Below are 11,189 nucleotides of genomic sequence, written 5' to 3'. Positions count from 1 at the left end.
AGCAGGGTGAGGTCGGCCTTAAAGCTCGAAATTGGGTCTGTAGCTCAGTTGGTTAGAGCGCACCCCTGATAAGGGTGAGGTCGGCAGTTCGAATCTGCCCAGACCCACCAATTTTGTGTGGGAACCTGTAGAAATACGGGGCCATAGCTCAGCTGGGAGAGCGCCTGCCTTGCACGCAGGAGGTCAACGGTTCGATCCCGTTTGGCTCCACCACTACTGCTTCTGTTTGTTGAAAGCTTAGAAATGAGCATTCCATCGTAGGATGGTGAATGTTGATTTCTAGTCTTTGGCTAGATCGTTCTTTAAAAATTTGGGTATGTGATAGAAAGATAGACTGGACGTTACTTTCACTGGTAACGGCTCAGGCTAAGGTAAAATTTGTGAGTTAAATTGCGAATTTTCGGCGAATGTCGTCTTCACAGTATAACCAGATTGCTTGGGGTTATATGGTCAAGTGAAGAAGCGCATACGGTGGATGCCTTGGCAGTCAGAGGCGATGAAAGACGTGGTAGCCTGCGAAAAGCTTCGGGGAGTCGGCAAACAGACTTTGATCCGGAGATGTCTGAATGGGGGAACCCAGCCATCATAAGATGGTTATCTTAAGCTGAATACATAGGCTTAAGAGGCGAACCAGGGGAACTGAAACATCTAAGTACCCTGAGGAAAAGAAATCAACCGAGATTCCCTTAGTAGTGGCGAGCGAACGGGGACTAGCCCTTAAGTGGCTTTGAGATTAGCGGAACGCTCTGGAAAGTGCGGCCATAGTGGGTGATAGCCCTGTACGCGAAAATCTCTTGGTCATGAAATCGAGTAGGACGGAGCACGAGAAACTTTGTCTGAATATGGGGGGACCATCCTCCAAGGCTAAATACTACTGACTGACCGATAGTGAACTAGTACCGTGAGGGAAAGGCGAAAAGAACCCCGGAGAGGGGAGTGAAATAGATCCTGAAACCGTATGCGTACAAGCAGTGGGAGCCCACTTTGTTGGGTGACTGCGTACCTTTTGTATAATGGGTCAGCGACTTATTTTCAGTGGCGAGCTTAACCGAATAGGGGAGGCGTAGCGAAAGCGAGTCTTAATAGGGCGTCTAGTCGCTGGGAATAGACCCGAAACCGGGCGATCTATCCATGGGCAGGTTGAAGGTTGGGTAACACTAACTGGAGGACCGAACCGACTACCGTTGAAAAGTTAGCGGATGACCTGTGGATCGGAGTGAAAGGCTAATCAAGCTCGGAGATAGCTGGTTCTCCTCGAAAGCTATTTAGGTAGCGCCTCATGTATCACTGTAGGGGGTAGAGCACTGTTTCGGCTAGGGGGTCATCCCGACTTACCAAACCGATGCAAACTCCGAATACCTACAAGTGCCGAGCATGGGAGACACACGGCGGGTGCTAACGTCCGTCGTGAAAAGGGAAACAACCCAGACCGTCAGCTAAGGTCCCAAAGTTATGGTTAAGTGGGAAACGATGTGGGAAGGCTTAGACAGCTAGGAGGTTGGCTTAGAAGCAGCCACCCTTTAAAGAAAGCGTAATAGCTCACTAGTCGAGTCGGCCTGCGCGGAAGATGTAACGGGGCTCAAACCATACACCGAAGCTACGGGTATCACTTAGGTGATGCGGTAGAGGAGCGTTCTGTAAGCCTGTGAAGGTGAGTTGAGAAGCTTGCTGGAGGTATCAGAAGTGCGAATGCTGACATGAGTAACGACAATGGGTGTGAAAAACACCCACGCCGAAAGACCAAGGTTTCCTGCGCAACGTTAATCGACGCAGGGTTAGTCGGTCCCTAAGGCGAGGCTGAAAAGCGTAGTCGATGGAAAACAGGTTAATATTCCTGTACTTCTGGTTATTGCGATGGAGGGACGGAGAAGGCTAGGCCAGCTTGGCGTTGGTTGTCCAAGTTTAAGGTGGTAGGCTGGAATCTTAGGTAAATCCGGGATTCTAAGGCCGAGAGCTGATGACGAGTTACCCTTTGGGTGACGAAGTGGTTGATGCCATGCTTCCAAGAAAAGCTTCTAAGCTTCAGGTAACCAGGAACCGTACCCCAAACCGACACAGGTGGTTGGGTAGAGAATACCAAGGCGCTTGAGAGAACTCGGGTGAAGGAACTAGGCAAAATGGCACCGTAACTTCGGGAGAAGGTGCGCCGGTGAGGGTGAAGCATTTACTGCGTAAGCCCATGCCGGTCGAAGATACCAGGCCGCTGCGACTGTTTATTAAAAACACAGCACTCTGCAAACACGAAAGTGGACGTATAGGGTGTGACGCCTGCCCGGTGCCGGAAGGTTAATTGATGGGGTTAGCTAACGCGAAGCTCTTGATCGAAGCCCCGGTAAACGGCGGCCGTAACTATAACGGTCCTAAGGTAGCGAAATTCCTTGTCGGGTAAGTTCCGACCTGCACGAATGGCGTAACGATGGCGGCGCTGTCTCCACCCGAGACTCAGTGAAATTGAAATCGCTGTGAAGATGCAGTGTATCCGCGGCTAGACGGAAAGACCCCGTGAACCTTTACTATAGCTTTGCACTGGACTTTGAATTTGCTTGTGTAGGATAGGTGGGAGGCTTTGAAGCGTGGACGCCAGTTCGCGTGGAGCCAACCTTGAAATACCACCCTGGCAACTTTGAGGTTCTAACTCAGGTCCGTTATCCGGATCGAGGACAGTGTATGGTGGGTAGTTTGACTGGGGCGGTCTCCTCCTAAAGAGTAACGGAGGAGTACGAAGGTGCGCTCAGACCGGTCGGAAATCGGTCGTAGAGTATAAAGGCAAAAGCGCGCTTGACTGCGAGACAGACACGTCGAGCAGGTACGAAAGTAGGTCTTAGTGATCCGGTGGTTCTGTATGGAAGGGCCATCGCTCAACGGATAAAAGGTACTCCGGGGATAACAGGCTGATACCGCCCAAGAGTTCATATCGACGGCGGTGTTTGGCACCTCGATGTCGGCTCATCACATCCTGGGGCTGAAGCCGGTCCCAAGGGTATGGCTGTTCGCCATTTAAAGTGGTACGCGAGCTGGGTTTAGAACGTCGTGAGACAGTTCGGTCCCTATCTGCCGTGGACGTTTGAGATTTGAGAGGGGCTGCTCCTAGTACGAGAGGACCGGAGTGGACGAACCTCTGGTGTTCCGGTTGTCACGCCAGTGGCATTGCCGGGTAGCTATGTTCGGAATAGATAACCGCTGAAAGCATCTAAGCGGGAAACTAGCCTCAAGATGAGATCTCACTGGGACCTTGAGTCCCCTGAAGGGCCGTCGAAGACTACGACGTTGATAGGTTGGGTGTGTAAGCGCTGTGAGGCGTTGAGCTAACCAATACTAATTGCCCGTGAGGCTTGACCATATAACACCCAAGCAATTTGCTGACCTGAAGAGGCACCAGATTGCGGTGTGTGAAGACGACACAAGTCGAAAATTCGCAACGCAACACACAAATCTATCACCTGCCCATTCGCTGGAGCGTGATCCGCAAGGAGAACGACCTGGCTACCGAATTTCTTGACGACCATAGAGCATTGGAACCACCTGATCCCATCCCGAACTCAGCAGTGAAACGATGCATCGCCGATGGTAGTGTGGGGTTTCCCCATGTGAGAGTAGGTCATCGTCAAGATTAAATTCCGAAACCCCTATCTGCGTATGCAGGTAGGGGTTTTGTTTTGTCCGCAGGAAAACTGACCTGTAGGGTTTCTATGCAATGGCGCGGGGCATGGCTATCATGCGGGCCTCATTGTGAGGCGAGACTTGCATGCTGACATTGTTAAAGCTTCTTAAAGATGGCCGATTCCATTCGGGTCAGGCCTTGGGTGTCGCCTTGGGTGTCAGTCGTAGTGCCGTTTGGAAGCAGCTTCAGCATTTAGAGGCTGAGCTGGGATTATCCATTCATAAGGTGCGGGGGCGCGGCTATCAACTGGCTGCGCCATTGACGCTGCTTGATCCCGTCGAGATAAGAGAGCTGGCGCCTTCTTGTGATTGGCCTATCCTGGTTTTCGATTCAATTGACTCCACTAATGCCGAGGCCTTGCGCGCCATAGAGCGGGGGCAGGCGGCACCCTTTCTGGTGCTTGCCGAACGGCAAACTGCAGGGCGCGGGCGGCGTGGACGTAAATGGGCGAGTCCATTCGCGGAAAACATCTACTACAGCCTCGTGTTGCGTATTGAAGGTGGGATGCGTCAGCTGGAAGGCTTGAGCCTTGTTGTTGGGCTCGCCGTCATGCAGGCCCTGCGTGAGCTCGGTATTTCGGGGGCTGGATTGAAATGGCCCAACGATGTTCTGGTTGGTCAGAAGAAGATTGCCGGGATATTGCTCGAGCTGGTGGGAGATCCTGCTGACGTGTGTCACGTTGTGCTGGGTGTGGGAATTAATGTGAACATGCAGATTACCGATGAGGTAGATCAGCAGTGGACGTCCATGCGGCTAGAGTCGGGCAAGGTGTTTGATCGAAATCACTTGGTCGGGGATTTGGGCGCGATGCTCCAGGCATATCTGTCTCGTCATCAAGTCGACGGATTTTCAGCTATCCATGCAGAGTGGGAGCAAAATCATCTCTGGCAGGGGCGGGCCGTGTCGTTGATCGCAGGTGTTAACCATATAGATGGCGAAGTGCTGGGTATTGATAGTCAGGGTGCTCTGCGCTTGAAGGTGGGTGGTGTGGAAAAAGTCTTTAGTGGTGGTGAGCTCAGTCTGAGGTTGCGTGATGATTCTTGAGCTCGACTGCGGAAACAGTTTTATCAAGTGGCGTGTGCTCGACGCGAATGTTCGGCGGGTGGTTGGCGAGGGTGTCGTTGATTCGGATCTCGCTTTGTTGGAGAGCTTGAAAACGCTCAAGGGGCTCGCTCTCAAGTTTTGTCGGTTGGTCAGTGTCAGGACCGCCGAAGAAACCAGTGCGCTGATTTCTCTGCTGAGAGAAGCTTTTGGTGTGTCGGCGGTATGTGCAGCGCCGTCCCGCGAAATGTCCGGGGTTCGTAATGGTTATGAGGAGTTCGAGCGGTTAGGGCTCGACCGTTGGCTGGCGATGCTTGGGGGATTCCAGCTGGCTTCGGGTGCGTGCCTTGTGCTTGATTTTGGTACGGCTGTTACCGCGGACTTTATCTCTAGGGATGGAGAGCACCTCGGAGGATTTATATGCCCGGGAATGCCTCTGATGCGAAACCAATTGCGTACCCACACCCGTAGAATTCGTTATGGCGATCTAGCAGCCGAGCGCGCTCTGGAAAGCCTTGTTCCTGGTCGGACAACTGTCGAAGCGGTCGAGCGGGGATGCTCGTTGATGCTGAGAGGCTTTGTCCTGACGCAGTTAGAGTTGGCGCGTAGCTATTGGGGAGATGATTTTGCTGTGTTCCTCACTGGAGGAGATGCAGACCTGGTTTCCGAGATCGTGCCTGAGGCCAGGGTGGTTCCTGATCTGGTGTTTGTAGGTTTGGCTATGGCGTGTCCCTTGTCCTGAGGTTTTTATGCGTTGGTTGTTTCTGCTGCTGCTTGTTCTCAATGTGTTCTATTACATCTGGCACCAGCAAGAGGCTCCTCTGCGTGCGAAGGATGTAACTCCTTTGAATTTGTATAGGGGATCGCAGCAGGATATTCGCTTGTTGAGTGAAACGACTGAAGCGGCTCGTGATAAAGGAAAACCTGCCCGGTCAGACGAAGGGTGCCTCTATCTTGGCGGTTTTGCTCGTCAGGAAGCGGCTCAGGCGGTTGAGCGGCGATTGAGTGGCATGGAAATCAAGTTCGAGTCCTTGCTGAGGGCCCCCGCTGAGTCTGATGGTTACTGGGTGCGCGTGGCACCAGAAAGCCGGCGTTGGCTGGATGACTCGCAGCTGAAAAACCTTTCTAGAGAATTCAATGAGTTAAAACATAAAATAATGCCGTGCGAGGGGGTTGCACCCGCCGAATAGTTTGCATAGAATGGCGCCCGCTTCGCAGTGAAGACCTTTAATGGTTAACACCGCAAAGTAATGTCAATGCAGCTAACCTCAGGTTTTTAATGAGAAAATGCTTGACAGAAGGCTGGCATGATATAGAATGCCGGCTCGCTTAGGAGGGGTTCCCGAGCGGCCAAAGGGATCAGACTGTAAATCTGACGTCTACGACTTCGAAGGTTCGAATCCTTCCCCCTCCACCATTTTTAGCGAGAGCTGCAAGCTCGCGGGTATAGTTTAGTGGTAGAACCTCAGCCTTCCAAGCTGATGATGCGGGTTCGATTCCCGCTACCCGCTCCAAGTTTGCAGATCCTGCATAGCGTTACGCTCTTGTAGCTCAGTTGGTAGAGCACACCCTTGGTAAGGGTGAGGTCAGCGGTTCAAATCCGCTCAAGAGCTCCATATAACAAGGCAGATATGAAAATATCTGCCTTTGTTTTAATGGCTTGTTTGACCTGCTCAATTCTTCTCCTAGGGGTGATTTTGATGGCTAAGGAAAAGTTCGAACGTAATAAGCCGCACGTCAACGTTGGTACCATTGGTCACGTCGATCACGGTAAAACTACTCTGACTGCTGCTTTGACCCGCGTCTGCTCCGAGGTTTTCGGTTCGGCAAAGGTTGACTTCGACAAGATCGATAGCGCCCCTGAAGAAAAAGCTCGTGGTATTACCATCAACACCGCTCACGTTGAGTACGATTCGGCCGTGCGTCACTACGCACATGTTGACTGTCCAGGTCACGCTGACTACGTAAAAAACATGATTACCGGTGCTGCTCAGATGGATGGCGCGATTCTGGTTTGCTCGGCCGCTGATGGCCCGATGCCGCAAACCCGTGAGCACATCCTTCTGTCTCGCCAGGTTGGCGTTCCGTACATCGTTGTCTTCCTGAACAAGGCTGACATGGTCGATGATGCTGAGCTGCTGGAGCTGGTTGAGATGGAAGTGCGCGACCTGCTGAGCGCTTACGATTTCCCAGGTGATGACACTCCGATCATCATTGGTTCAGCGCTGATGGCGCTGAATGGTCAAGACGACAACGAGATGGGCACTACTGCCGTCAAGAAGTTGGTCGAGACTCTGGATAGTTACATTCCGCAGCCTGAGCGTGCTATTGATAAGCCGTTCCTGATGCCGATCGAGGATGTTTTCTCGATCTCCGGTCGCGGTACTGTTGTGACTGGTCGTGTTGAGCGTGGCATTGTCCGCATTCAGGAAGAGGTTGAGATTGTTGGTCTTCGTGACACTGTCAAAACTACTTGCACTGGTGTTGAGATGTTCCGCAAGCTGCTCGATGAGGGGCGTGCTGGCGAGAACTGCGGCGTATTGCTGCGCGGTACCAAGCGTGATGATGTTGAGCGTGGCCAAGTTCTGGTCAAGCCGGGCACTGTCAAGCCGCATACCAAGTTCACCGCTGAAGTTTACGTTTTGAGCAAGGAGGAGGGTGGTCGTCATACGCCATTCTTCAAAGGCTACCGTCCACAGTTCTACTTCCGGACCACCGACGTGACCGGTAACTGCGAACTGCCGGAAGGCGTTGAAATGGTGATGCCAGGTGATAACGTCCAAATGACGGTCACTCTGATCAAAACCATCGCAATGGAAGATGGTCTGCGTTTCGCCATTCGTGAAGGCGGTCGTACCGTCGGCGCTGGTGTGGTTGCTAAGGTTATCGAGTAAATTGTTGTAATGTCTTTTTCGGGCCGGCATAATGGTCGGCCTGATTTTGTTTTAGGTCAGTAGCTCAATTGGCAGAGCGACGGTCTCCAAAACCGTAGGTTGGGGGTTCGATTCCCTCCTGACCTGCCAGATTCACTTGGTGTGTCTGGCTTTCTTTTCACAGGATCTTCATAGATGACTCCTAAAGCTGAAGCTCAAGGCTCTCGCTTCGATCTGCTCAAGTGGCTAGTAGTAGTTGCTTTGGTGGTTGTTGGCGTTGTTGGCAATCAGTATTACTCTGCTTCGCCGATCCTGTACCGCGTACTTGCTTTGCTCGCCATTGCTGCTGTAGCTGCCTTTGTAGGCCTGCAGACGGTCAAGGGCAAGTCTTTCTTTGTACTGGTTAAGGAAGCTCGCACCGAGATTCGTAAAGTCGTATGGCCAACTCGCCAAGAAACCACGCAGACCACGTTGATTGTTGTGGCTGTTGTTCTGGTTATGGCGTTGCTGTTGTGGGGGCTTGATTCCCTGCTCGGCTGGCTTGTTTCCTTGATTGTCGGCTAAGGGTGTCCCGTGGCTAAGCGTTGGTACGTTGTGCATGCTTACTCCGGTTACGAGAAGCATGTCATGCGCTCGTTGGTAGAGCGCGTAAAGCTGGCTGGCATGGAAGATGGCTTCGGCGAAATTCTGGTTCCCACTGAAGAAGTGGTTGAAATGCGTAATGGCCAGAAACGCAAAAGCGAGCGCAAGTTCTTCCCAGGTTATGTGCTGGTTCAGATGGACATGAATGAGGGTACTTGGCACTTGGTCAAGGATACTCCTCGGGTGATGGGTTTTATCGGCGGTACTGCTGATAAGCCTGCACCTATCACAGATAAAGAGGCAGAAGCGATTCTGCGTCGCGTCGCTGATGGTAGTGACAAGCCGAAGCCGAAGACGTTGTTCGAGCCAGGTGAGTCGGTACGTGTCAATGACGGTCCGTTTGCCGACTTTACCGGTACGGTCGAAGAAGTTAACTACGAGAAGAGCCGGATCCAAGTGGCAGTGCTCATTTTCGGTCGCTCTACTCCGGTAGAGCTAGAGTTCAGCCAGGTCGAAAAGGTCTAGCTGAGCAAGCATCCCAACCCCGCAGCCCTAGGCTGTGGGGTTTTGTCGTCACTGGGATAAACGCGCAAGTAACCGGGGAGCCTTTCGAGGCGTTCGAACCCGTAATTGGAGTGCCTCATGGCCAAGAAGATTACCGCTTACATCAAGCTGCAAGTGAAAGCCGCTCAGGCTAACCCAAGCCCACCTGTTGGTCCTGCTCTGGGTCAGCACGGCGTGAACATCATGGAATTCTGCAAGGCTTTCAACGCCCGTACTCAGGGTATTGAACCAGGTCTGCCGACTCCAGTGATCATCACTGTCTATAGCGACCGTAGCTTTACTTTTGAAACCAAGTCTACCCCTGCTTCGGTTCTGCTGAAGAAGGCTGCTGGTCTGACTAGCGGTTCCGCTCGTCCGAACACCGTTAAGGTTGGCACTGTGACCCGTGCTCAGCTGGAAGAAATCGCGAAAACCAAAAACGCGGATCTGACTGCAGCTGATATGGACGCAGCCGTGCGTACTATCGCCGGTTCTGCTCGTAGCATGGGCCTTAACGTGGAGGGTGTGTAATGGCTAAGTTGACCAAGCGTCAAAAGGCTATCGCCGGCAAAATCGAAGCAGGCAAGTCCTACAACTTTGTAGACGCTGCTGCTCTGCTGGCTGAGCTGTCGACTGTCAAGTTCAGCGAGTCGTTCGACGTTGCTGTAAACCTGGGTGTTGACCCGCGTAAATCCGACCAGGTTGTTCGTAGCGCTACTGTGCTGCCACACGGCACTGGCAAGACTGTTCGCGTTGCTGTGTTCACCCAGGGTCCAGCTGCTGAGGCCGCTCTGGCTGCCGGCGCTGACCGTGTAGGTATGGACGATCTGGCTGCCGAAATGAAAGGCGGCGACCTGAACTATGACGTAGTTATCGCATCCCCGGATGCAATGCGCGTTGTGGGTCAGCTGGGTCAGATCCTCGGCCCACGTGGCCTGATGCCTAACCCTAAAGTCGGCACCGTAACTCCAGACGTAGCTACCGCGGTTAAAAACGCCAAGGCTGGTCAGGTTCGTTATCGCACCGACAAAAACGGCATCATTCACACCTCCGTTGGCAAAGTCGGCTTTGATGCCGTCAAGCTGAAGGAAAACGTTGAAGCCCTGATCTCTGATCTGAAGCGTATCAAGCCGGCTTCCTCGAAAGGCATTTATGTCAAGCGCATCACCCTGAGCACCACCATGGGCCCGGGCCTGGTCATCGACCAAGGTTCGCTGGAAGCGTAAGACAAAAATTGGCGCAAGCGATTGCGCCAATTGAAAGATTGGGGTCCCTGCCTGGCGGGGGCTATCCAAGACCGTAGGCGACGCAAGTCTTAAACCTCAAGCCTACGCAGATGGTGCTCCCGGTTCCTTACCGAATCAGACACCAAAACGACATCTGACCTCGGTTGGATGAAACGGTAACAAGCAGGAGTTTTTCCCGTGGCAATTAAACTTGAAGACAAGAAGGCCATCGTCGCTGAAGTCAACAAGGCTGCCCAAGTTGCTCTGTCCGCTGTCGTGGCTGATGCCCGTGGCGTAACAGTAGGCGCTATGACCGGACTCCGTAAAGAGGCTCGTGAAGCTGGCGTATACGTACGTGTTGTGCGTAACACCCTGCTCAAGCGCGCCGTTGCTGGCACTCAATATGACGTGCTCAACGACGTGTTCACCGGCCCGACCTTGATTGCATTCTCCAAAGATCATCCGGGCGCTGCTGCCCGTATCTTCAAAGAGTTCGCAAAAGGTCAGGACAAGTTCGAGATCAAGGCAGCTGCGTTCGAGGGCAAGTTCCTCGCGGCTAATCAGATCGACGTACTGGCAAGCCTGCCGACCCGTGACGAAGCAATTTCCCAGCTGATGAGCGTGATTCAAGGCGCAACCAGCAAATTGGCTCGTACTCTGGCGGCTCTTCGCGACCAGAAAGAAGCTGCCGCAGCCTAAGGCTGAGCGACTCCTTTCAGCGTTTATTGTTTATTTCGATGGCCGCGTAGGCTGTCACCCCAATACAGGAATTTATAGTCATGTCTCTGACTAACGACCAAATCATCGAAGCAATCGGCGAAAAATCCGTTCTGGAAATCGTTGAGCTGATCAAGGCCATGGAAGAGAAGTTCGGCGTTTCCGCTGCCGCTGCTTCCGCTGGTCCAGCTGCTGTCGCTGCCGTTGTTGAAGAACAAACTGAATTCAACGTCATGCTGCTGGAAGCTGGCGAGAAGAAAGTTAACGTGATCAAGGCAGTACGTGAACTGACCGGTCTGGGCTTGAAAGAAGCCAAGGCTGTAGTTGACGGCGCTCCTGGCATGGTTCTGGAAGCTGTTTCGAAAGACGCAGCTGACAAAGCCAAAGCCACTCTGGAAGAAGCAGGCGCTAAAGTCGAGCTGAAGTAAGCATCGACTTTGCGTCTCCAGCCCGAGCGTTAAGCGAAAGGCTGATGGCTGGTGGCTCTTGCCACCGGCCTTTTTCCGTTATTGGCAGCCGACTGGGTCGGTGTTGATAACGAGCTGT

General features: G+C 52.8%; 10 protein-coding genes, 6 tRNA genes and 2 rRNA genes. All 18 read left to right on the top strand.

Translation table 11 applies throughout. The features are described from left to right. The first annotated feature begins 33 nt into the window (after positions 1–33). The 18 genes from QFX16_RS26260 (at position 34) to rplL (ending at position 11,071) form a co-directional block, all read left to right on the top strand. A tRNA-Ile gene (locus QFX16_RS26260) sits at positions 34–110 on the top strand. A 27-nt stretch (positions 111–137) separates the two neighbouring features. Then, a tRNA-Ala gene (locus QFX16_RS26255) sits at positions 138–213 on the top strand. A 235-nt stretch (positions 214–448) separates the two neighbouring features. Next, positions 449–3,340: ribosomal RNA gene (locus QFX16_RS26250) — 23S ribosomal RNA — on the top strand. Between the two features lie 154 nt (positions 3,341–3,494). Further along, a 5S ribosomal RNA gene (rrf, locus tag QFX16_RS26245) occupies positions 3,495–3,610 on the top strand. A 135-nt stretch (positions 3,611–3,745) separates the two neighbouring features. Then, positions 3,746–4,705 (top strand): bifunctional biotin--[acetyl-CoA-carboxylase] ligase/biotin operon repressor BirA, encoded by a 960-nt coding sequence (birA, locus tag QFX16_RS26240; RefSeq protein WP_283181877.1) that lies wholly within the window; start codon positions 3,746–3,748, stop codon positions 4,703–4,705. Next, positions 4,695–5,444: a pantothenate kinase gene (locus QFX16_RS26235; protein WP_283181876.1), complete on the top strand. Its 750-nt coding sequence runs from the start codon at positions 4,695–4,697 to the stop codon at positions 5,442–5,444. The genes birA and QFX16_RS26235 overlap by 11 nt, the downstream gene beginning before the upstream one ends. A 7-nt stretch (positions 5,445–5,451) precedes the next feature. Then, a complete protein-coding gene (locus QFX16_RS26230) occupies positions 5,452–5,892 on the top strand; it encodes a hypothetical protein (RefSeq protein ID WP_283181875.1) in 441 nt (146 codons plus the stop codon). 142 nt (positions 5,893–6,034) lie between these two features. After that, positions 6,035–6,119, top strand: a tRNA-Tyr gene (locus QFX16_RS26225). 23 nt (positions 6,120–6,142) lie between these two features. After that, positions 6,143–6,216 (top strand) — tRNA-Gly (locus QFX16_RS26220). Between the two features lie 26 nt (positions 6,217–6,242). Next, a tRNA-Thr gene (locus QFX16_RS26215) sits at positions 6,243–6,318 on the top strand. An 84-nt stretch (positions 6,319–6,402) separates the two neighbouring features. Beyond that, positions 6,403–7,596, top strand: a complete 1,194-nt coding sequence (gene tuf, locus QFX16_RS26210) for an elongation factor Tu (RefSeq protein WP_019693885.1) — start codon at positions 6,403–6,405, stop codon at positions 7,594–7,596. A gap of 53 nt (positions 7,597–7,649) precedes the next feature. Further along, a tRNA-Trp gene (locus QFX16_RS26205) sits at positions 7,650–7,725 on the top strand. Positions 7,726–7,770: 45 nt separating this feature from the next. After that, on the top strand, positions 7,771–8,139 hold the full coding sequence (gene secE / locus QFX16_RS26200) for a preprotein translocase subunit SecE (protein WP_008145488.1): 369 nt from the start codon (positions 7,771–7,773) through the stop codon (positions 8,137–8,139). A gap of 9 nt (positions 8,140–8,148) precedes the next feature. Continuing rightward, a complete protein-coding gene (gene nusG, locus QFX16_RS26195; protein WP_007896622.1) occupies positions 8,149–8,682 on the top strand; it encodes a transcription termination/antitermination protein NusG in 534 nt (177 codons plus the stop codon). A gap of 117 nt (positions 8,683–8,799) precedes the next feature. Further along, complete coding sequence (rplK, locus tag QFX16_RS26190; RefSeq protein ID WP_003210097.1) at positions 8,800–9,231, top strand: 50S ribosomal protein L11; 432 nt, start codon at positions 8,800–8,802, stop codon at positions 9,229–9,231. Beyond that, complete coding sequence (rplA, locus tag QFX16_RS26185; RefSeq protein WP_128872506.1) at positions 9,231–9,926, top strand: 50S ribosomal protein L1; 696 nt, start codon at positions 9,231–9,233, stop codon at positions 9,924–9,926. Before rplK ends, rplA begins: the two co-directional genes overlap by 1 nt. Before the next feature lie 198 nt (positions 9,927–10,124). After that, complete coding sequence (gene rplJ, locus QFX16_RS26180; RefSeq protein ID WP_008145489.1) at positions 10,125–10,625, top strand: 50S ribosomal protein L10; 501 nt, start codon at positions 10,125–10,127, stop codon at positions 10,623–10,625. A gap of 80 nt (positions 10,626–10,705) precedes the next feature. Further along, the gene (rplL, locus tag QFX16_RS26175; protein ID WP_010467258.1) at positions 10,706–11,071 is read left to right on the top strand and encodes a 50S ribosomal protein L7/L12; all 366 of its coding nucleotides are present in this window, start codon (positions 10,706–10,708) and stop codon (positions 11,069–11,071) included. Positions 11,072–11,189: the final 118 nt, after the last annotated feature.

Origin of the sequence: Pseudomonas svalbardensis, from assembly GCF_030053115.1 — a bacterium.
Lineage (GTDB): Bacteria > Pseudomonadota > Gammaproteobacteria > Pseudomonadales > Pseudomonadaceae > Aquipseudomonas > Aquipseudomonas svalbardensis.
The sequence above is the reverse complement of the archived record's forward strand: the minus strand, read 5'-3'. Positions and strand labels throughout refer to the sequence as shown.